General features: G+C 61.0%; 15 protein-coding genes. 9 read left to right on the top strand and 6 right to left on the bottom strand.

What is annotated here, in order from left to right:
- Positions 1-112: 112 nt before the first annotated feature.
- Both ABEG21_RS21385 and ABEG21_RS21380 read right to left on the bottom strand, forming a co-directional pair.
- Positions 113-2,197 (bottom strand): hydantoinase B/oxoprolinase family protein, encoded by a 2,085-nt coding sequence (locus ABEG21_RS21385; protein ID WP_347557422.1) that lies wholly within the window; start codon positions 2,195-2,197, stop codon positions 113-115.
- On the bottom strand, positions 2,194-4,281 hold the full coding sequence (locus ABEG21_RS21380; protein ID WP_347557421.1) for a hydantoinase/oxoprolinase family protein: 2,088 nt from the start codon (positions 4,279-4,281) through the stop codon (positions 2,194-2,196). The genes ABEG21_RS21385 and ABEG21_RS21380 overlap by 4 nt, the downstream gene beginning before the upstream one ends.
- Positions 4,282-4,625: 344 nt before the next feature.
- Here ABEG21_RS21380 and ABEG21_RS21375 point away from each other — a divergent pair, with 344 nt between their 5' ends.
- Positions 4,626-5,453, top strand: a complete 828-nt coding sequence (locus tag ABEG21_RS21375; protein WP_347557420.1) for an amidohydrolase family protein — start codon at positions 4,626-4,628, stop codon at positions 5,451-5,453.
- Between the two features lie 42 nt (positions 5,454-5,495).
- Here the strand turns inward: ABEG21_RS21375 and ABEG21_RS21370 are convergent, their stop codons facing one another.
- From ABEG21_RS21370 to ABEG21_RS21360, 3 genes are all read right to left on the bottom strand, one after another.
- A complete protein-coding gene (locus ABEG21_RS21370) occupies positions 5,496-6,893 on the bottom strand; it encodes an MFS transporter (RefSeq protein ID WP_347557419.1) in 1,398 nt (465 codons plus the stop codon).
- Positions 6,894-7,083: 190 nt separating this feature from the next.
- Positions 7,084-7,767 (bottom strand): response regulator, encoded by a 684-nt coding sequence (locus tag ABEG21_RS21365; RefSeq protein WP_347557418.1) that lies wholly within the window; start codon positions 7,765-7,767, stop codon positions 7,084-7,086.
- Positions 7,764-9,206 (bottom strand): ATP-binding protein, encoded by a 1,443-nt coding sequence (locus tag ABEG21_RS21360; RefSeq protein WP_347557416.1) that lies wholly within the window; start codon positions 9,204-9,206, stop codon positions 7,764-7,766. Before ABEG21_RS21360 ends, ABEG21_RS21365 begins: the two co-directional genes overlap by 4 nt.
- A 140-nt stretch (positions 9,207-9,346) precedes the next feature.
- Between ABEG21_RS21360 and ABEG21_RS21355 the strand changes: the two genes are divergently transcribed.
- The 3 genes from ABEG21_RS21355 to ABEG21_RS21345 are packed head-to-tail and all read left to right on the top strand — an operon-like array spanning position 9,347 to position 15,177.
- Positions 9,347-10,534 (top strand): efflux RND transporter periplasmic adaptor subunit, encoded by a 1,188-nt coding sequence (locus ABEG21_RS21355; protein ID WP_347557415.1) that lies wholly within the window; start codon positions 9,347-9,349, stop codon positions 10,532-10,534.
- Between the two features lie 12 nt (positions 10,535-10,546).
- On the top strand, positions 10,547-13,684 hold the full coding sequence (locus ABEG21_RS21350; RefSeq protein WP_347557414.1) for an efflux RND transporter permease subunit: 3,138 nt from the start codon (positions 10,547-10,549) through the stop codon (positions 13,682-13,684).
- On the top strand, positions 13,681-15,177 hold the full coding sequence (locus ABEG21_RS21345; protein WP_347557413.1) for an efflux transporter outer membrane subunit: 1,497 nt from the start codon (positions 13,681-13,683) through the stop codon (positions 15,175-15,177). Before ABEG21_RS21350 ends, ABEG21_RS21345 begins: the two co-directional genes overlap by 4 nt.
- A gap of 117 nt (positions 15,178-15,294) precedes the next feature.
- On the opposite strand, the gene ABEG21_RS21340 is transcribed toward ABEG21_RS21345, so the two are convergent.
- On the bottom strand, positions 15,295-16,077 hold the full coding sequence (locus tag ABEG21_RS21340; protein ID WP_347557412.1) for an IclR family transcriptional regulator: 783 nt from the start codon (positions 16,075-16,077) through the stop codon (positions 15,295-15,297).
- A 226-nt stretch (positions 16,078-16,303) separates the two neighbouring features.
- Between ABEG21_RS21340 and ABEG21_RS21335 the strand changes: the two genes are divergently transcribed.
- The 5 genes from ABEG21_RS21335 (at position 16,304) to ABEG21_RS21315 (ending at position 21,940) form a co-directional block, all read left to right on the top strand.
- Positions 16,304-17,671 carry an MFS transporter gene (locus ABEG21_RS21335; protein ID WP_347557411.1) on the top strand — a complete coding sequence of 456 codons (1,368 nt, stop codon included), beginning with the start codon at positions 16,304-16,306 and terminating at the stop codon, positions 17,669-17,671.
- A gap of 16 nt (positions 17,672-17,687) precedes the next feature.
- The gene (locus ABEG21_RS21330; RefSeq protein WP_347557410.1) at positions 17,688-18,137 is read left to right on the top strand and encodes a type II 3-dehydroquinate dehydratase; all 450 of its coding nucleotides are present in this window, start codon (positions 17,688-17,690) and stop codon (positions 18,135-18,137) included.
- Between the two features lie 512 nt (positions 18,138-18,649).
- Positions 18,650-19,498, top strand: a complete 849-nt coding sequence (locus ABEG21_RS21325) for an amidohydrolase family protein (RefSeq protein ID WP_347557409.1) — start codon at positions 18,650-18,652, stop codon at positions 19,496-19,498.
- Between the two features lie 109 nt (positions 19,499-19,607).
- Positions 19,608-20,501 carry a phosphate ABC transporter substrate-binding protein gene (locus ABEG21_RS21320; RefSeq protein WP_347558107.1) on the top strand — a complete coding sequence of 298 codons (894 nt, stop codon included), beginning with the start codon at positions 19,608-19,610 and terminating at the stop codon, positions 20,499-20,501.
- A gap of 116 nt (positions 20,502-20,617) precedes the next feature.
- The gene (locus ABEG21_RS21315) at positions 20,618-21,940 is read left to right on the top strand and encodes an MFS transporter (RefSeq protein ID WP_347557408.1); all 1,323 of its coding nucleotides are present in this window, start codon (positions 20,618-20,620) and stop codon (positions 21,938-21,940) included.
- The last annotated feature ends 3 nt before the right edge of the window (positions 21,941-21,943 follow it).

Raw genomic sequence — 21,943 nt, 5'->3', positions numbered from 1 at the left:
AATGCAATGTCCTTGTTATTTTCCTGGCAGCGTAGGCCAAGCCGGGTCTTGAAATACAGTGTGCACGAACGGCCGTGCCGTCCCCATGTCGTCCGTCCTGTCGGTGCCGTCATCAAGCAGCTGGGACGCTGTTGGCCAAGGCGTCTATCGCGTGGATGAATCGGTCGGCCGCCTCGCGCAGGACGGCAGAGTCCAACGCGTGTGCGCTTGCCGAAGTGTCCGTCGCCGCATCGCCAACGCCATCCGCCGTCTGCGCACGAGGGAATTCGGTAGGCAGTCCTGCCATCGCCGCGGCATAAACAGCCACGCGGCGACGCGCCCGTGCCGCGTGCGGCAGAGCGAACAGCGCCGTCGACAGTCGATCCAACTGTTCGGGCGGGAACACCGCATTCCATGCTTCGCGTTCGGCGCCGAAGCCCGTGCCTTGTCCCGCACGCGCGGAAGGATTGGCGGCGCGTGCAGCGCGTAGCGTATCGGTTGCCGCTTGCGCGACGCGCGATGCCGTGCCGTTGCCCTCGATGACGACGCCGTATTGCTGGCGGGCGAGGTCCGGCGATAGCAGGCCACGTTGCACATCGTCGAGAACGGCCGCCGCATCCCGCTCGAACGGGTCGCCCCAGCCGCCGCCGCCGGGCGTCAAGATGGCGATCTCGTCGCCGGCCGCCACGGGCAGCAGATCGATCTTGCCCAGTTCCTGCGCATCAACACGTCCGGGATTCAGGATCAGCCTTGCGTTGGCGCCGGGTTGGCCGCCATGCGCGCCCCAGGGCCGGAAGCGCAGTCTTTCCATCCCGCGCGCGAGCACAAAGCTGTCATCGTGCAGGACCTTGAAACGAATCTCCTGCCCGCAGCCGCCGCGCCAGCGTCCGGCCCCGGCCGAATCGGGACGCAAGCCATAGCGGACGATCTCGACGCCGGTTTCCGCTTCCACCGTTTCAACCGGATTGTTCGATAAATTCGAGATGCTGCTATCGCGTCCGTCGGCACCGTCGCGACCGAAGCGGCCACCGGTACCGCCGACCATCGGTTCGATCACTTGCACGTTCTGACCATAACCGTGGCGTGCCGGTTCGGCCAGGACCACCGGGATGATCGTGCCGCCACTGGCGGCGGGCATCGTATCGGGGAGCGCCTGTCCCAAAACGCCGTTCAACGCATCGTTGACGCGCACGGCAGCCGCATGACGCACGCCGACGGCGGCGCCGGGCAAGGGATTCACCAATGTGCCCGCCGGTGCCACGACGGAGACCGGACGCAGCAGGCCGGCGTTGATCGGCACGGTTTTGTCGAGCGTCGCGATCAGCGCGAGGATGCGTAGCGTCAGCCAGGCGTGCGCCTGACCATGGCTCGGAATATTGATCGCCGCGGCGACCTGCGGATCGGTGCCGGTGAAGTCGAGCGTGATCCGACCATCGTTCAGCGTCACCGCCAGCGCGATGCGCACGGGCAGGCCGCTGCCGGCTTCGTCATCGAGGAAGTCGCTGAAGCGATAGGTGCCTGCCGGGACGCGGCGGAGCACCGCTTCGGCGCGGCGGGCGGCATAGTCGAGCAGGTCCTCTTGCGACTGCACGAAATCGGCTTCGCCATGCTGTGCGACGATCTGCGCGACGCGTTCGCGTCCCGTCGCCAAGGCGGCGAGCAGCGCTTTCAAGTCGCCCATATTCGCATCCGGCGTCCGGCTGTTGGCGCGAAACAGCGTCAGCACGTCCTCGTTGTAGACGCCGCCGCGCACGATCTTGACGGGCGGGATCTGCAAGCCTTCCTGAAAAATATCGCGGTTCGTCGGCGAGATGCTGCTCGGTACCTTGCCGCCGACATCCGACGAGTGCAGAAACCCCCAGCCATAGGCAACGATGCGACCGTCGTGAAAATACGGTTCGATCGCTTGGAGATCCGGCAAATGCGTTGCCAGCCCCTTCGAGCGATAGGGATCGTTCGTCAGAATGACATCGCCGGGATGCAGGGGGCCGACGGCGGCGATCGTCGTCGCGCAATCGAGCCCGACGAAGCCCGAGACGCCCAATCCACGCGGATAGGCGAAGAACGTGCCGTCCAGGCCGACCAGCGCGCAGCAGAAGTCGGCGGTTTCCTTGACATAGAGCGTCCGTCCGGTGCGTTGCAGCGTCAGACACATCTCCTCGGCAATGGCGCGAACCTTATTGCCGAGAATTTCGATCGAAATGGCGTCGAGCTTCATGCGGTCGCTCCTTGGCGCGTGAGATGCAGATAGCCGAGCGTATCGGTACGGGCCTGCCAGCCGGACAATACCAGCACCGTCGTATCGGCCTGCGCGACGACCGCGGGGCCGTCGAACACATCGCCGGCGCGCAGGGCGGCACGGCGATAGACGGCGGCCTGATGCCAGGCGCCACGCAGGAACACGGGACGATGCGCTTCGGGCGTCGGCCGTCCGCCGCCATCCGGGACGTGATGCGTCGGCAGCGAGGCGGTGGCGCCGACAATGGCGAGGCGGATCGTCGACAGATCGATTGGCGCATCGCCGTCGCGGAAACCGTAAAGCCGTTCGTGCTCCCGATGGAATGCTTCCGCGATGATTTCCGGCGTCAGCGGCCGCGGCAGTGGATGCGGCAGTTTGACCTTGATTTCATAGGCCTGACCCGCGTACCGCATGTCGATGGCGGCCAGCAAGCTCGCCGGGCCGGTCTGTTCGATACCTTGCTCGTCGAGCCAGGCGCGCGCGCCGGTCTCCATCTCCTGCCACAGCGCATCGAGCGTCTGCGCGGCTGCTGCGTTCAAAGGAACGCGCAGGCTGCGGACGAAGTCGCGCCGCAGGTCGGCGCTGACGGCTCCCAGCGCGCAGAACGTGCCGGGAATCGCTGGTACCACAATATGGGATAGCCCGGCGTCTTCGGCAAGCCAGTTGGCATGCGTGGGGCCCGCGCCACCGAACGGTACCAGGGCAAAACCGGACGGATCGAGGCCGCGTTGCGCCAGGCTCTTGCGCAGTTCGGATGCCATCTGCGCCGTCGTCACCGCCAACGCGCCGCTTGCGGCACGCGCGGCGATATCGTCACCGGTCATGTCCAGTGCCGTCGCGACGCGTTGCAGCGCGGCGTCGGCGAGCGAGGCATCGAGCGGCATGTCGCCGCCAAGGAAGGCTTTCGCATCGAGGACACCGGTCGCGAGATAGCAGTCCGTGACAGTCGCGTCTTCGCCGCCACGGGCATAGGCAGCGGGGCCCGGGTTTGCACCGGCGCTTAGCGGCCCGACCTTGATGACGCCCTGTTCGTCGACCCAGACTACCGAACCGCCGCCGGCGCCGATCGCGGACACGCCGACCACCGGCAGCACCAGCGGCAGGCCACCGATCTCGGTCCGCGTGGCGATTTCGGCCTGGCCATCGACGCATACGGCGATATCGCTGCTGGTGCCGCCCATGTCGAACGTGACCAGTTGCGGCATGCCGGTTTCGCGCGACAGCCGTGCGGCTGCTACCACGCCACCGGCCGGTCCCGACAGCACGGTGTCGATGGGGCGTTCCAATGCCGATTGCAACGATAAGGAACCGCCGTTCGACGCCGTCACGAGGATCGGCGCATCCAGGCCGATCTCCGTCATCAGCGCGGTCAGGCGCGTGAAATAGCGTGCCATCAACGGCTGGATATACGCGTTCAACGTCGCGACCAAGGTGCGCTCGTATTCGCGGATCTCAGGCCAGGTACGCGCCGCACTCAGCAGTTTGACGTCGGGGATACGCGTCTGCAGGCTGTCGGTCAATGCACCTTCCTCGTCGGGAGCGGCATAGCCGTTGATCAGCATGACGACGGTGGCATCGACATCCAGCGCGGCGATCGCCTCGGCAACCTCGTCCAGCGCGGCCGCGTCGGGCCACTGCGTGCGTTGACCGTCCCGGTTGAATCGCGCCGGCATTTCGATCACGCGATCCCGGGTCAGGAACGGCGCTTCGCGCGTGGCGTGAAAGTCGAACGACGAAGGCATCCGCGCGCGACCGATTTCCAAGATATCTCGAAAACCTTCCGTGACCACCAGGCCGACACGGGCGCCGCGCCGCTGGATGATGGCATTGAGGCCGATCGTCGTGCCATGCAGCAGGGCGTCGACGTCCTGCGCCCGGAGTGCGCATTTCTCGAGCAAGGCGGTCAATCCGAGCTGGACGGCGAGCGCCGGGTCGGACGGGGTACTGGGCTGCTTATGGAACGCGAAGCGGGCCGTGTTCGCGTCGAACAGGACGAAGTCCGTGAAGGTACCGCCGACGTCGATCCCGATCCGGGCGCCGGGCGTCGTATGGACAACGGTCAAGGCCAGACTCCTGAAGGGCGCCCGCCAGATCGAGGGCGCCGAGATGCCATAGGGCGAAAAGTAACGATGTGCTGCAAGACGTGCTGAGATACGCCTGTTCGCGAGGCGCCGGATCATAACGCGAACCGTGCGGGCTGCGAAAGAAATGTAAAGTGCTAACGATAGCAGAAAGTCATCGATGCGATGGCCTTTCCCGAAATTCGCGAGGCGCCGGTGCGGGGGCTGTCGATGGCGTCGGTGCGCAGTACAATCGAGCGACGTCACGGGTCGCGGGCGCTGGGGACGGCCCGCTGCCTGCATTGCTATTTTGGGATTGGAGATCGCCGTAAAGGCGAACGACATCGATGGGTATCTTCGAAGAAAACAAGATCGATTGCCACAATCACGTGTTCGATCCGGTGCGATTTCCCTACCGGGCCGACACCGCGTATCGCCCCTCGGGTCAGGAGCTCGGCACGGCGGCGCAGTTCACCAGGGTGCTCGAGGCGTCCGGCGTGCAGCACGCCTTGCTCGTGGGCCCGACCAGCGGCTATCGCACCGATAATGCCTGTATGCTCGATGCGATCGCGCAGGGGAACGGTCGCTTCAAAGGCATCGCGGTGGTAGAAGACGATATCGATCGTGCCGCGCTGCGCGGACTCAAGGAAGCCGGCGTCGTCGGAGTGGCGTTCAATCCGGCCATGGAAGGCGTCGCAAAATTGCGTGAAGCCGGCCCCTTGTTCGATTTGTTGGCCGACCTCGATATGTTCGCGCAAATCCAGGTGGTCGAGGACCAGTTGCTGGCATTGACCGACTTGATCGACCAGACCCGGGTACGGATCTTGATCGATCATTGCGGGCGACCGGTTCCCGGCAAGGGTATCGGCCAGCCGGGCTTCGAAGCGTTGCTGGCGCTGGCCGATAACGGCCGCACCGTGGTGAAGATTTCCGGCTTGCAGAAGGTGTCGGAACAAGCCTTTCCCTATGCCGATGCGCAGATCTATGCGAAGGCGCTGATCGCCGCGTTCGGCGCGGATGCTTGCGTATGGGGCTCGGACTGGCCTTTTTTGCGTGCGCCGGAACGTCTCGATTATGCGCCGTTGCTCGCGCTGTTCGAAACCGTGGTCCCGGATCCGGCGATCCGACGCAAGATTTTGTGGGACACGCCGAAGCGACTCTTCGGCTTTCAGTGAGGCGCGGCGCGATCGATTTCGACGCGCCCCGACGCTTGCGCCTTACACCAGATCTGCAGGGGCATTCCCTGCCAGCGGATTGGCATACGGTTCGTCGTCCGTATGGTGCAAGGAGACCTTCGACGATTCCTTCAACGTCAGGCCGCCGATCAGCCCCATCACCGATATCGCGATCATATAGGCTGCGGGCGACATCTTGTTGCCGGTCACGCCAATCAGATAGGTGGCGACCAGCGGCGCCGTACCGCCGAAGATCGTGTACGCCACGTTATACGTGATGGCCGAAGCGGTATAGCGGGTCCGCGTCGGGAATACCTCGGACAGCAAGGTGGCCGTGACCACGCCGGACAAGACCGCGCCGATCGACAGGATCAGCACGCCGAGCAGGGCGGACGCAAAGCTACCGGACCCTGCCAGCGCAAAGCAGGGATAGACCGCGACGATCAGATAGACGCAGACCGAGGCCATCGTCTTGCGTCGTCCCACCGCATCGGTAAACAAGCCTGCCAGAGGGCAGCTCGCGCCGGCGAATACCAGGCTGATCACCGTGATCAGCAAGGCCGCATTGCGGCTCAATCCGCCGGCTACTTGCATATACGTCGCCAGATAGGTGGTGAACATATAGAACGACAAGGCCGTGACCGAGATGAAAAGGCTGAGGGCGATGATCTTGCCACCTTGTGTCCGTAACGTGTCCTTCAGCGGCGAGTGCGCAATCGCGTGTTCCTGCGCCACCACCTGGAACGCTGGCGTCTCCGACAGGCTCAAGCGCAGATAGACGCCGATAAAGCCGATCGGTGCGGCGGCGAGGAAGGGAATGCGCCAACCCCAGGCGTCGAGCTGGGACGGCGTCAACACCGCGCTCAAGACATAGGCGACGGTGGCGGCGACGGCGAAAGACAAGAAGGTCGAGACCGGAATGAAGCTGCCGTATTTGCCGCGTTGCGTGCGGGGCGCATGCTCCATCACGTAGGCACAGGCGCCGGCATATTCGCCGCCGGCGGAAAAGCCCTGGATGCAGCGTACCAGCGTCAGCAGCGCCGGCGCCGCCAAGCCGATGCTCGCGTAGGAGGGCAATATACCGATCAAGGTGGTGGCGCCGGCCATCATCAGGATGGTCAGGGCGAGCGTTCTTTTTCGGCCGATCCGGTCGCCGATCACGCCGAAGACGATGCCGCCGAGGGGCCGCAATGCGAAGGCCACCGCGAAGACGGCAAACGCTTTGAGCAGTGCGATCGACGGCGTGTCGGAGGGGAAAAATACCCGCGTGAGGACGGTTGCCAGGAAGCCGTAGGCGGCGAAATCGAACCATTCGACAAAATTGCCGATCGCCGCGGCGACGATGACCTTGCGCAGCACGCCTGGGCCGACGGCGGGCGTGGGGTGTGACGTGCGCTTCACACCGTCGATAATGAGGCTATGTTCATGGAGACGCGTCATCTATCACCTCGGTGTCGTGATGGGGTGCGATGAGGACTAGTAGATGTCGCCAGAAATGCGTTTCCTAGAATAGCCGCGACATTCCTATCTTACAAAAGCGACGCCGGATCATTAATCGACGCCGATGTCGCGTCGTGGCGTGCAAAAGCGCCGCGTTTCGGTACACGCTTGGAAAAATGGTCGGATAGCGTTACAGAATCAGTCGGAATCCGGCGGCGTAGACCGATTGCACGACTTCTTCACTGGGCGCGGCCGCTTCGAATTTTCGGCGGATTTTCTTCACATGGCTATCGACGGTGCGTGCTTCCACCAGCCGGCCATCGGTATAGAGCTGCTGCATCAAGGCATTTCGCGAGAACACCCGAGCCGGTTTGCTGGCCAGCGTCTTCAGCAATCTGAACTCGATCGCGGTAAATTCGATGGTCACGCCTTTATAGGTCGCGCTCAAGCTGGCCTCGTCGAGCTGCAAGGGGCCGGTGTCCGGATGCGATTCGATCGGCACGCGGCGCAGGATCGCTTTGACGCGGGCAACCAGTTCCAGCGGGCTAAACGGCTTGCAGACGTAGTCGTCGGCGCCGATTTCGAGGCCGAGCAGACGATCCACTTCCTCGGCTTGCGCGGTCACCATGATGATGGGCACATCGGAGTAGGCGCGGATATCGCGACAGATATCGCGGCCGTCGCGTCCCGGCAGCATCAGATCCAGGATAATCAAGCGCGGCATCTGCGCCGCCACGCTCGGCGCGACGTCGAGGCCGTTTGCAAGCCATTGCGTCGAATAGCCGGCGGCGCGCAGGAAATCGACGATGACCAGGGCGAGCTTGGGTTCGTCTTCGACGACCAGGATATCGATATCGGGGGACGTGTCGCTCACGGTGCTTCCTTGAGGTGCGGGGCGAGTGGCAGGTCGATCGCTATCCAGAGGCCGCCCTGCGGCGCTTTTGCGGCTTTGATCGTGCCGTGATGGGCTTCGACGATGCTGCGGCAGATGGGCAAGCCCAGGCCGGCGCCGCCGGTGGCGCGGCTGCGCGATGCTTCCACCCGATAGAACCGGCCGAACAAGGCCTCCAGCGACGCATCCGGCACCCCGACGCCGCTGTCTTGAATATCGATCTTTACCCGCTTGGCATCCTGCTGGATGCGAACATGCACCCGGGCGCCTTTGTTGACGTAACGCAGAACGTTCTGAAAGATATTCGAGAACACCTGTTGCAGCCGTCGTTCGTCGCCATTGATCCAACAGGGCGTGTTCGGGAAAGCGGTGCTCAGCGCGATGCCCGCGTCGTCCAGGCGGGTCCTGATAAGGTGGAGGACGTCATCCATCGCTTCGACGACATCGACATCGCCGAAATAATAGGGAAGCGCGCCGACATCGGACAGCGACAGATGGTAAAGATCGTCGACCAGACGGTTCAAGCGGGCCAGTTCGACTGACAGCGAGCGCATGGCATCGGCCGACATGGGGCGCACGCCCACTTCGAGCGCTTCCACCTCGCCCTGCATGACGGCCAACGGCGTACGCAGCTCATGCGACACGTCCGCGACCAACGCGGCGCGCATCTTCTCGTTCCGATCGAGCGTTACCGCGAGGTGATTGAAGTCGGCTTCGAGTTGGCCGAGTTCGCCACCCGATGCTTCGGCGACACGGACAGCGAAGTCGCCGCTTGCCAAGCGATGCGTTGCACGCGCGACGCGTTGTAACGGCGAGGCGATGGCGCGCGCCAGCCATAGCGAGATCGCCACGGCAAGCACCATGGCCGTGATCGCCACGGTCCAGCTGGCATCGCGCTCGGCCGTCTCCAGGCGCTGATCGCCTGCTTCGGCGATGTTTTGAATCGGTACGATCATCAGCCAGCCGACGATTTTTCCATCGACGACGATAGGTTTGCGCGGCGACGCCGCCGTGCCTTTTTCGTTGCCGGTCAGATATTTTCCGTTCGGATCCAGCAAGGCAAAGCGCAGGCTTGCCCCCACCATGTCGGCGAGCGGCGGCGGGGTCCAACGCTCGCCGTCGGAAAATACCTGGAATGCATGCCCGTAGGGACGCATCAACTCGTGCCAGAGATGGTGGTTCTCGATAACGAAGTTCCAATTGCCATGCTCACGGTACGCCGCGGTCAAGGGCCCGGTACTGTCGTCCAGTCGTTTGATGTCTTCTTCCGCGAGATATCCCAGAAAGCCGCGCTCGAAACTTATCCGCGCGCCCACGGCCATGCCTGCGATCAGCAGGATGTTGACCACGACCATGGCGATGAACAGCTTCGTGGTGAGGCTGAGACGTTTATTGAAAACGGGCTTATCGGCGGCATTCATGAGCGGGATTCTACTCCCAACGTTACATCGGTAATCGAACACAACACCGGCGGCCCCGAACTTCCTACATTCTTGCGAAATTGCTCCGGATAATCACATCATCGGGCGTGGTAAGCGTCCCATGAATCGAGGCATGCCGAATGCAATTTTCCCCTTCCTTACGTTACGGTTTCAGCGCGCTCTGTCTGAGCTGCACATTGGCCGCGTGTTCTCACGACAAAAAGGCCGCTGCGCCCAAGGTGCAGACGGTCTCGTTCGTGACAGTGAAAGATACGCCCTATACGCAGTCCGTTTCGCTGCCGGGCAGGACGACCGCCTATCTGACGTCGCCCGTCACGCCGCAGGTCACCGGCATTATCCAGAAGCGACTGTTCACGGAAGGTGGCGAGGTAAAAGCCGGTCAGGTGTTGTACCAAATCGATCCGGCGCCCTATCAGGCGGTGTACGACGCCGACAAGGCAAATCTCGAAAATGCGCAGGCGGCGCTGCTTTCCGCCAAGCCGATCGCCGAGCGCGATCGGTCGCTCGCGGCGATCGACGCGATCAGCAAGCAGACATTGGAAACGGCAGACGCCACGCTCAAGCAGGATCAGGCGACGATCGATGCCGATAAGGCGGCCTTGGAAAGCGCTCGGATCAACCTCGATTACACGCGTGTCAAAGCGCCGATCAGCGGCACGATCACCGCTTCGACCGTCACGCCTGGTGCCTTGGTCACTGCGGACCAGACGACGGCGATGGCGACGATCTACGCCTACGACCCGCTGTATCTCGATGTGACGCAGTCCAGTTCCGAAGTGCTCGCCTTGCGTAAGAAACTGGCGAGCGGGGCGTTGAAGGCGGATGCGCAGGGAAACGCGAAGGTCAAAATCACGTTGGAAGACGGCACCGCCTATGCGCATGAAGGCTCGCTGCAGTTCGCGGGCGTCGGCGTCGATCAGACCACCGGCACCGTCACGCTGCGCGTCATCGTGCCGAATCCTGAAAAATTGCTGTTGCCGGGCGAATATATCCATGCCGTCGTCGAGCAAGGCATCGATGAGAACGCGATTCTCGTACCGCAGCAAGGGGTGACGCACGACTCGCGCGGCGATGCGAGCGCGTTGATCGTCGATGCGCAAAACAAGATCGAACAACGCACGCTCCAGCTGTCGGGGACCGCCGACAACAACGAATGGGTCGTGACGAGCGGTCTGGCGCCCGGCGATCGCATCGTCGTGTCCGGCATGCAGTTCGTCAGTCCGGGCGATACCGTGAATCCGGTCGCCGCTTCTGCCGCAGCGCCTGCGAACACCGCCTCGGCTGCCTCCGCAGCCGCCGCATCTTAAAAGGCACGACGTATGCGTATCGCGCACTTTTTCATCGATCGGCCTGTCTTCGCCTGGGTGCTGGCGATCATCGTCACGCTGACGGGCGGCTTTGCCATCACCCAACTGCCGCTGGACCAGTATCCGGACATCGCCCCGCCGATGATTCTGATCAACGCGACGTACAACGGTGCGTCTGCGCAGACCAATCAGGATGCGGTCGTCCAGGTTATCGAGCAGCAGATGGTCGGCCTCGATAATCTGATGTATATGTCTTCCACGGCGAATTCGGAAGGCAGCATCAGCATCAAGCTGACATTCTCGCCAGGCACGAATCCGAACACCGCGCAGGTGCAGGTGCAGGATCAATTGCAATCGGCCAACGCACTGCTGCCGACGGAAGTGCAGGAAAGCGGCGTGACCGTGCGCAAGGCGTCGCCCGATACTTTCCTCGTATTCAATCTCGTCTCCGAAGACGGCAAGATGAGCAAGGCGGCGATTGCCGATTATCTTTATAGCGATCTGGAAGAGACGATCGAACGTCTGCCGGGCGTGGGACAGGCGCAGCAATACGGTTACCAATATGCGATGCATATCTGGCTCGACCCGAACAAGCTGCAGAAATATGCCTTGATGCCGTCCGATGTCGTTACGGCGATTACCGCGCAGAACGACGATATCGCCGCGGGCGAAGTGGGTGCGACGCCGGCGATCAAAGGCCAGGAGCTGGACGCGACGATCACGGCACGCAGCCGGCTGACCACGGCCGAGCAGTTCCGCAATATCGTCTTAAAAACCGAAACCAACGGTTCGCAGGTGTTGCTCGGCGACGTGGCGCGCGTCGCGCTGGGGCCGCAGGCGTACACGGTGGAATCGAATTTCAATAATAAAGCAGCAGCCGGGCTGGGCTTGCAATTGGCGCCTGGCGCGAACGAGGTAAAGGTCGACCAGGAAGTGCATGCGTTTCTTGCGAAGCGTGCCAAAACGTTCCCGGCCGGTCTGAAGGTCGAATATCCGTACGAGATGGTGCCGTTCATTACGACGGCAATCACCGAAGTGATCAAGACGCTGGTGGTGGCGATCGTGCTGGTCGTCTTGATCATGTACCTGTTCCTGCAGAACCTGCGGACCACATTGATCCCCGCGATCGCGGTGCCGGTGGTATTGCTCGGGACGTTTGGCATCCTCGAAGTGTTCGGTTATTCCATCAATATGCTGACGATGTTCGGCGTCGTCTTGGCCATCGGCTTGCTCGTCGATGATGCAATTGTCGTCGTGGAGAACGTCGAGCGCTTGATGACCGAGGAGAATCTATCGCCGCGGGATGCGACGAAGAAATCGATGACGGAGATCAGTAGCGCGTTGGTTGCCATTGCGATGGTCTTGTCTGCCGTCTTGCTGCCGATGGCTTTCTTTGGCGGATCGACCGGGATCATCTACCGGCAGTTCTCGGTGTCGGTGGTCTCGGCGATGGTCTTGTCGGTATTGGTCGCGCTGACCTTCACGCCGGCACTCTGCGCCACGATTTTGAAAGACGGCCATGAAAAGCCGAAAGGCTGGTTCTTCAGCCATTTCAATCGCGGTTTCGATCGAACCGCCGGCAGCTATCGTCGCGCTGTCGACAAAATGCTGCATCACCGGATTCCTGCCGTGGTGGTGTACGTCCTGCTGGTGGTAGGCGGCGGCCTGTTGTTCATTCGCCTGCCCACCGCGTTCCTGCCGACGGAGGATCAGGCGGTCTTGCAAGTCTCTATCACGGCGCCGGTCGGTTCCACGCGTGAGCGTACCGAGGCGACGATGGCGAAGGTCGAGGACTATTTCCTGAAGCAGCCCGAGGTCAGCGAAGTGTTCAACGTTGCCGGCTTCGAAACCGGCAGCAATGGGCAGAACGTCGGCTCGATGTATGTCAAATTGACGGACTGGGATAAGCGCACGAAATCCTCCGAGCAGGCGCAGGCCTTTGTGACGAAGTCCAAAAACGATCTCGCGCGGGAGGTGCAGGACGCCAAGGTGTATGTGCTGCAGCCGCCGGCGGTGCGCGGCATGGGGGTTAGCTCGGGCTTCGATATGGAGCTTGTCGACGAGAGCAATATCGGGCATACGGCGCTGGCCGCGGCGCGCGACAAGTTGATCGCGATGGCCAATAAAAGCGGTGTCGTGACACAGGTGCGTTTCAATGGACTGAGCGACACACCGCAGCTGTCGATGAGTATCGATGACCGTAAGGCCGCCGCCATGGGTATCACCATCGCCGATATCAATTCGACCATCGAGGATGCGCTGGGTGGCGAATACGTCGATGAATTCCTCGATCAAGAACGGATCAAGAAAGTGTATGTCCAGGCCGATGCGCCGTTTCGGATGACGCCGGAATCGCTGACGAAATGGTATGTCCGCAACGCATCGGGAACGATGGTGCCGTTCTCTGCCTTTACCACCTTGCATTGGACCTATGGCGCACCGGAACTGGACCGCTTCAACGGCGAAAGTGCATTCGAAATCGTTGGCGATCCGATGCCCGGTGTCAGCTCCGGTACGGCGATGAAGACGATGGAGCAGCTTGTTTCGAGTCTGCCGGGTGGCGTGACCTTGTCCTGGACCGGCTTGTCGTATCAGGAGCAGTTGTCCGGTGGTCAGGCGCCTTACCTGTACGCGGTGTCGGTGTTGTTCGTGTTTTTGTGTCTCGCGGCCTTGTATGAAAGCTGGTCCGTGCCGCTGGCGGTGATTTTGATCGTGCCGATGGGCATTCTGGGCGCATCGCTTGCCACGACGTTGCGCGGCTTCTCGAACGATGTGTATTTTCAGGTCGGCTTGCTGGTCACCGTCGGCCTATCGTCGAAAAATGCCATCTTGATTGTCGAGTTCGCGTTGCAGATGGAGAAAGAAGGCCTTGCGACATTGAAAGCGATCGAGCAGGCGGTGGCGTTACGGATCCGCCCGATCATCATGACGTCGCTGGCCTTCCTGCTCGGCGTTGCGCCGCTGGTGGTCGCGACGGGTGCCGGCGCGGCGGCACGGCAGTCTATCGGAACGGGCGTATTCGGCGGCACCTTGATCGGCACCTTATTGGCGATTTTCTTTACGCCGTTGATGTATTTCCTCGTGCGTAAAAGAATAGCGAAAGGGCGGACCGCGACGCAAGCCGAACCCCCCGCGGGAGAAGCGAAATGAAACGCTGTCTTCATCGGATAGGCGCCGTGCTGGCGGCGGTGAGCGTGGTCGGCCTGGGTGGCTGTATCGATTTATCGCCGAAGTATCAGCGCCCCGCAGCACCGGTGCCCGCGAATTGGACCGCTGGCGCCCCGGCGGCAACCACGCAGGGTACAGACACGGCGGCGGCCGACATCGGTTGGCAGTCGTTTTTCGTCGACCCGCGCCTGCAGCGTACGCTGGCGTTGGCGCTCTCCAATAACCGGGATCTCCGTATCGCGATCCTCAATATCGAGAAAGAGCGTGCCGAGTATCGGATCCAGCGCGCCTCGCTGTTTCCGGAGATCGACCTGAATGCAAGCCAGGACGCGGCGCGCACGCCGACGTCGGTGCGCAGCGCGGAGTCTGGCGGCACGACGACAACCGCAAGCAAGAGCTCGGGAACGGTCGAGCATATCTATAGCGTCAATGCGGGCGTGGCGTCGTACGAACTGGATCTGTTCGGCCGCGTGCGGAATATGACCAAGGCGGCATTGGAAACCTATCTATCGACGCAGGAGACGCGGCGCAGTACGCAAATCACCTTGGTCTCCGAGGTGGCGAGCGACTGGTTGACCTTGGCATCGGATAAACGCTTGTTGGTGATCGCGCAGGATTCGCTGGCCAGCCAGCAGAAGACCTTCGCGCTCGAAACGCAGGAGCACACGCTCGGCGCGATCAGCGCACTCGACTACGAAGCGGCGCGCGCCAGCATGGAGTCGGCACGCAATACGGTGGCGCAGGCGAAGACGACGGCGGATCAGGCGCGCAATGCGTTGGAACTCGTGGTCGGTACCGCCGTGCCGGACGCGGACCTTCCCGATGCCAAAGTCGATCCGGTGGCCAGCATCACCGATATTCCGGCAGGGGTGCCTTCGCAGGTGCTCCAGCAGCGGCCCGATGTCTTGGCCGCGGAACATACCTTGCGAGCGGACAATGCCGATATCGGCGCGGCCCGTGCCAACTTTTTCCCGACGATCAGCTTGACGACCGCACTGGGTTTCGAGAGCCCGGCCCTATCCGCCTTGTTTACGGGAGGCAATCGGGCATGGTCGTTCGAGCCGCAGGCAGCACTGCCGATCTTCGATGGCGGCGAAAACCGCGCTACGCTCGACGCGGCCAAGGTGACGTTCCGTATCGATGTGGCCACGTATGAGAAGACGATCCAGACGGCGTTCGAAGAGGTCGCCAACGCGCTGGCGACGCGGGCGACGATCAATGATCAGCTCGATGCGATGAAGCAAACGGTCGATGCCGACCAGCATGCCTACGATCTGTCGATGGCGCTGTATCGGCAGGGCGGCGACAGTCTGCTCGATGCGCTGACCGAGCAGCGTCTGCTCCTGACCGCGCAGCAGTCCCTGGTGGCCACGCAGCTTTCCGCGCAAACCAGCTTGATCACGCTGTACACGGCACTGGGTGGCGGATTGGATGGGAAGGGCGCGGCAGCACAAGGGCAAGCGCAAGTAAAGTGACGTGCTGTCTGTCCGTTCCGGAGCGTACCGGACGGCTAGCGCGCGGCCGCGCGGCCGCCTGGCAGCGGCACGAAGCGCCTATTTCACGGTAACGCCGCGCCGTGTCGCCCGAGTGTCCTAGCGGATTCTGGCGAATAAAGGCGATGCAAGACTTGCCGCGGCCAATTCACTTGCGGCGGCCAGCAGGGGCGGTCCAAGATCGGCCATGCGTTTCTCAGAAAGACGGATCAGCGGCCCGGCGATACTGATCACCCCGATCGCCGGGTAGGCCCGACGTTGCACGGGGGCGGCCATCGCCGTCATCCCCGGCGCGAATACCTCGTTGATCGTCGCATAGCCGCGTTCTCGTGCTGCGTGAACGAAGCCGAGCAAACCGTTGATGGTGGTCGGCGCGCGCGGCCCATACTGTTTCGGTGACCCGAAACCTTGTCTGCTTACCAGTTCGAGCGCGCGCTCGTCCGTCATGGTCATCATCCACGCATAACCGGTCGCGCTGCACGACAGCACCGTATCCATGCCCATGTCCGGATCGTAGCGCAATCCCTTCAGCGCACCTTGTGCTTTCGCAACCCACGTGATGCGATCGCCATCGACGATCGAGAGACGCACCAATTCCCCGGACTGCTCCGCGAGCCGGTCCAGGATGGTTTGCGCGATATCGACGATGCCGGTCGTGGCCAGATAGCTCAGCCCGAGCCCGACCAGTTTCGTCGTCAGGACATAATCGCCGTGCTCGCGCAGTTGCCGGACATAGCCGCATTGTTTGAGGTCGGCAAGGAGCCGATGGCAGGCGCTGCGCGGAATATCGAGTTGATCGGAGATCAACGCCAATGACGTTCCTTCCATTTGCGTCGCCAGAAACTCGAGGACGGCCATCGTCCTATCTGTGACCGTAGGCATCGTGTGGGGGCTCCTCCGCGAAAGACAGTAAACCGATAATTTCATATTACGGAATGAAATTCCATCCTCGAATGCCCTCCCAAGGTCGCTGCTACGCTGTGTCTAAGCCGCTTCGATCGTGAAAACGTTGCAAGTTCGGCGCTATCTAGAGCGACGCACGCCGTGCAGTCGCCAGACACCAGTCCATATATTTGCTGCCCAAGCAGTGAAATGGCGAGGAGACAGGATGGATATTCAATCGGATGCGGCGACGCATCGAAAAATGGGAAGTCGCGCGGTGGTTGCAGCGGCGATCGGTACCGCACTCGAATGGTTTGACTTTACGCTCTACGGCGCACTAGCCGCGACGGTCCTCCCGAAGCTGTTTTTCCCGGCCTTGGATGCGACATCGGCGTTGCTGGCGTCACTAGCGACCTTCGGCGTTGGTTTAGCCGCGCGCCCGCTCGGCGCGATCGTGTGCGGGCATTTGGGCGATAAGCTCGGTCGTCGAAACTTGATGCTGGCGACCGTATCGGCGATGGGGCTCTCGTCGATGTTGATGGGCTGCATGCCGACGTACGCCAGCATTGGTGTATGGGCGCCGATCCTCCTGGTATTGCTACGCATCCTCCAAGGTTTCGCGCTCGGGGGGGAATCGACCGGCGCGCAGTTGATGGCGATCGAACACGCAAGCGCGCAACGACGCGGGCTGTATTCGGGATTGCTCGGTCTGTGCTCGCCGCTGAGCCAAATCCTTGCGAATGGGGTATTGCTCGCATTGTCATCGTTGATGTCGGCGGAAAGTTTCGATCGCTACGGATGGCGCATTCCGTTCGTGCTGAGCTTTGTTCTCGTCATCGTGGGCGTGTATATCCGCCTCCGCGTCAGCGAAACCCCCGCATTCGAACAGCTTCGCAAGACGACCGTCGTACAAGCACGCAATCCGTTGCGTGATGCGTTGCGCTTCCATTGGCGCACGGTCATCCGATGGATGCTGTTTTTCTGCGGGCCCGCGGCCATTTTCTACTTGATCGTCGTGTTTTCGCTGAGCTATGTCACCAAAACCTTGGCTGTCCCAAAACAAACGGGCTTCCTGCTGTTGATGGCCGCAAATACGTGCGCCATCGTCGGCGCGCTGTTGGGCGGCATATTGAGCGATCGCATCGGGCGTCGCAAAGCGCTGGCGCTGGGATCGTGTATGACCTTGCTGATGCTGTTCGTATATTTCCAGATTCTCGATACGAAAAGCTTCGTGCCGATGCTGCTCGCGATGGGCGTGTTTCTTGGCTTCACCCAGTTCCAGAGCGGCATTCAGCCGGTCGCGTTCGCCGAGGCTTTTCCGACCAACGTTCGATATTCGGGATCGGCCCTTGCGTACACGGGCGCCAATTTAATCGCCGGGGGGCCGATGCCGGTGCTTGCGGTCTGGCTGTTTGCACTGTGCGACGGATCGCCATGGGGCGTGGTAGCCGTGTGTGTCGTACTGAACGTCATCTCGCTCATTGCGATCTTGACCGCGCCGGAGACGCTCGGTATCGATATGAACCGCGTCGATCCCGACATGAACGCCAAGACTGCCGAACGCCATACGCCGATGCAATCCCATTTTCATTAAACCCCGGATAAGCACGATGAAACCTTTGGTATATGTCTTGAATGGCTCAAATCTCAATATGCTGGGGAAGCGCGAGCCGCATCTATACGGTACGACCACGCTCGATCAGGTAAAAGACAGCGTGTGTACGCTAGCGACCGAATTGGGCCTGAATTCCGATTTTCGGCAAACGAATCATGAAGGCGTGATGGTCGACTGGATTCAAGAGGCATTCGAAAGCGACGCGGCCGTCGTCATCAATCCCGCGGGATTTTCGTTTTCTTCGATTCCGGTGCTGGATGCGCTTAAGCTGATTCGTCAGCCGCTGATCGAAGTGCATATCACCAACATTCATCAGCGCGACGTGCTGTATCGCCACTCCTTGGTGTCGCAGGTCGCGCGCGGCGTCATCTGCGGACTCGGCACCGATGGCTATCTGCTTGCGATGCGTGCTGTCGCCAGCGCATTGGCAACGGCACGCGGATAAGGGCGCATTGTCCAAGCTTGGCACAGCGCACACGCAGTCCTGACGCATGCGTTGAGGGGCGACGAACTGCGATGCTTCGACCGCGCGAATCCGTAGACACCAACGCGCTTCACGATTGGTTTAAGGGTATACCTTCGGTATTGCGCTACCGGGTACAAACCCGGAGCGTGCTTTTCCACTTGCATCGTCGAGCAAGCAACGCTGACGGAAGCGTTATGCCAAAAAAATGATTCTAATATTTCGAACAGGCCACTTTATACGCGCTTCGGTGCATGAATATTCAGTCAATGTGGCATGAATCAAGGTATTTTGCATAATCTCGGGCGATACCGAAAAAATCAAGAAGCCGCCGATTTTCATCGCCCAAGACTGCGTGAAAAGCGTGCGCGCATCAAAAAACTTATGCCGACTTCACTGTTTCGTTAAGTCTGATTGACTTCAATATCAATAGACGGCAATCCGCTGCACCGCGATGATCGATGGAGAAGAAACTATCTATCCAGGACACGCACATGTCGGAAATTATTGATATCCATCCCCACATCATTTCGGACGACCTTGATCGCTATCCTGTCATGCCGTTGTTCGGAAAGCGTTCGGATTGGTCGAAGGAACGGCCGTCCACTGTCGAAGCGCTGATCGCCGCGATGGACGAGGCGGGCGTGGCGAAAGCAGCCGTGGTCCACTCATCCACCACGTATGGATTCGATAACAGCTATGTGCTGGACGCCTGCGCCGAGCACGCGCACCGTCTCGTGGCGGTAGGGTCGGTGGACATGACGGCGCCCGACGCGCCCGATACCATTCGCGCCTGCGTCGAACGCGGACTTGGCGGCTTGCGTATGTTCACCGGCGGGAGCACCAAGGAGTTCGATCCAAGCGAGTTGGAGGATCCGCGCACCTATCCTGCCTGGGAAGCATGCGGCGAATTACATCTACCGATGTGCATTCAGACGGGCGTCGTGGGATTGCCGCAGGTACGTGAACTGGCCCGGCGCTTTCCCAATGTCGCGATCATTCTCGATCACCTCGGCCGTCCGGACGTCACCGACGGTGCGCCTTATGCCAAAGCGCAAAGCCTGTTCGACTTGGCGTCGATCCCGAATATCTTTATGAAATTGACGCCCCGTATCTTCGACGATATGGCAAAGGGCGACGCCCGCGCGGAGACATTCTTCCCGCGCCTCGTGGAGGCTTTCGGCGCGAATCGACTGGCCTGGGGTTCCAATTTTCCCAGCTCGAAAGGCACGCTGCCAGAACTATTGGGGGCGGCGCAGGCCGGACTGCAGTATGTCAGCGCGGCGGATCGTGACGCTATTTTCGGGAAAACGGCACAGAAGCTGTATCCGGCCTTGGCCTGATTCGAGCGATCCCCGCGTTTCGTGCGGTACGCACGCATTGTGAGATGCCTCGACGCATCGACGTGCCGCTGCCGCGCGACAGTTTATCTTCAGGAAGGGAATGAAAACGATGACAACGACCGAAGCAGATCTGCCGACGCTCCGGCTTAATCTGGCCGACTACAAAGTCACGAAGGCCTTGAAAGAGGGGCGCGTGACCTCCGATTTGGTTCATCTGAATTTTTGTGGTCCGGCGCGTGCCAGCGAAGGCTTCAAACCGATGGTCCGGGAGAACGCCTTCGATGCCGGAGAGTTGGCGATCGTCACTTACCTTCAGGCCAAAGCGTATGGCAAGCCCTATGTGATGTTGCCAGCGCCGATATCGGGTCGTTTTCAGCATCACTGCGCGGGCTATAACGATGCGTTCGGTCATTTGGATCCGAAAGATATCGAGGGTCGGCAAGTGGGCGTTCGGACGTACGCGCAAACCACCGGCCTTTGGATTCGCGGGATCTTACGGCACGAGTACGGCGTGGATTTGGACAAGGTCACATGGATGACGGTGGGAGACGGGCATCTGGCCGAATATTCCGATCCGGAAAATTGCCAGCGTTTGCCGAAGGGGACGTCGGTTGCCGACATGATGCTCGATGGCAAGCTCGCGGCCTTGCTGGCTGGCGAAGACATGCCGAAAGATCCGCGCGTCAAAACGCTGATCCCGAATGCCCAGGAGGCAGCTAAAGATTGGTTCGCGCGAGAAGGCGTGGTACCGATCAACCATATCTTTGTCGTGCACAAGGACGTGAGCAAGAACCGCCCCGATATCGTGCGAGATCTCTATCGCATGATCGAGCGCAGTCGCAACGAAGCGGTCGATGTTCCTGCCGCCTTTCCGCCTTTAGGGCTGGAGGCAAATCGCAAGGGTATCGCACTCGCCATCGACTGGGCGTTCGAGCAGAAAATCATTCCGCGCCGGTTTTCTGTAGATGAGCTATTCGACGACGTCACGGGGAGCCTCGGTTAAGCAAGTCGCGCCGGTTGTGATTGAAGGAAACGCGTTCGTTACTTGAGATGGCTGACGTACATTCGCGTGCTGGAATCGCCGTCTCGACAATATAAGATGTGAACGGAGACACCGTAATGGCGACGATGCAAAAGGCGGGGCGCCTGGAAAGCCGATGGGGCGTAGTGGTATTGCTTGCGCTGGGTCTGATGATCGCGTGGTCTGACCGATCCAGCATGTCCGCCGCCATAGCCGATCATCGCTTCGTGAACGAGTTCGCGCTGACAAGCGTGCAGCGCGGTTGGTTGGGCTCGTCGATTTTTTGGGCGTATGGCTTATTTCAGTTGCCGATGGGCTGGTTGGTCGACCGCTATGGCGTCAAGTGGCCCTATGCCATCTGTTTCTTTCTTTGGTGCGTGGCGGCCGCTGCCACGGGCGTCGTCACGACGCTGACGGGATTGCTTGTGGTGCGCATCCTGATCGGCGCCGCCGAAGCCGTCGTGGTGCCGGCGACGTATCGCTATATCGCGGATCGTTTCGAGGAAACGCAAAAGGGTTCGGCTCTGGCCATTTATTCCGTCGGTGGAAAAATGGGACCTGCATTGGGCGCGCCGCTCGCGGCCTGGTTGATCGCCGGGACCTCATGGAAAGTGATGTTTATCGTCACCGGTCTCGCCGGCATGGTGTGGTTATTGCCATGGTTATTGATGGTGCGCAATGATTACCCGGATCGCGCTGAGCTTTCAAGGAGAAAGGAAGTCGCCGGGACAGTACCGATGCGTAATCTGCTTGCCAGTCCGGTGGTATGGGGCGGGCTCGTCACGAATTTTTGCTACGCTTACTTCGCGTTTTACTGCATGACATGGATGCCGGCCTACCTCGTCGAGCAGCGGGGACTGTCGCTGACCCGTTCCGGCGTCTACACGGCGATGAGCTTTTTTGGCGTCGCGGCAATGGCGGCCCTAAGCGGATGGGGCGCCGACCGGCTTATCGCACGTGGCTACGACGCGGTGATCGTGCGGAAATCGTTTATGGTGGTCGGCTTTATCGGCGGTATGACGGTGCTGTTTGGTGCCTATGCGTCGACACTGCAGATGGCGTTGTTCTGGAACGTATTGTCATTGACGCTGGTGGGGCTGGTCACGACGAATAATCTCGCCTTGGTAAAGCTGACGCTTATTCCAAAGCAGGCGACTGGTTTGAATACCGGTTTCCAGCAGGTTGCAACGAGCTTGGCAGGTGGCATTTCCGCCAGCCTCTCCGGTTGGTTGCTGCATGTTGGACATAGTTATACCTTGCCGATGATGGCGATCGTCGTCTTCTTGTTCCTCGGAGCAACCAGTACGATCGTGTTGATGCGGCGTAAATGGGCACCCAAGGTGAACGTTCCGGAGCCGCTTCCGGCCGTGACGAGCGAAAAGGCACTTCCCGCTGTATTGCGACGCGGGCGGGCACACTGATTT

It is taken from the genome of Robbsia sp. KACC 23696, from assembly GCF_039852015.1.
Classification (GTDB): Bacteria; Pseudomonadota; Gammaproteobacteria; order Burkholderiales; family Burkholderiaceae; genus Robbsia.
Note: the sequence above shows the minus strand (reverse complement) of the source record. Positions and strands in the feature narration are given on the sequence as shown.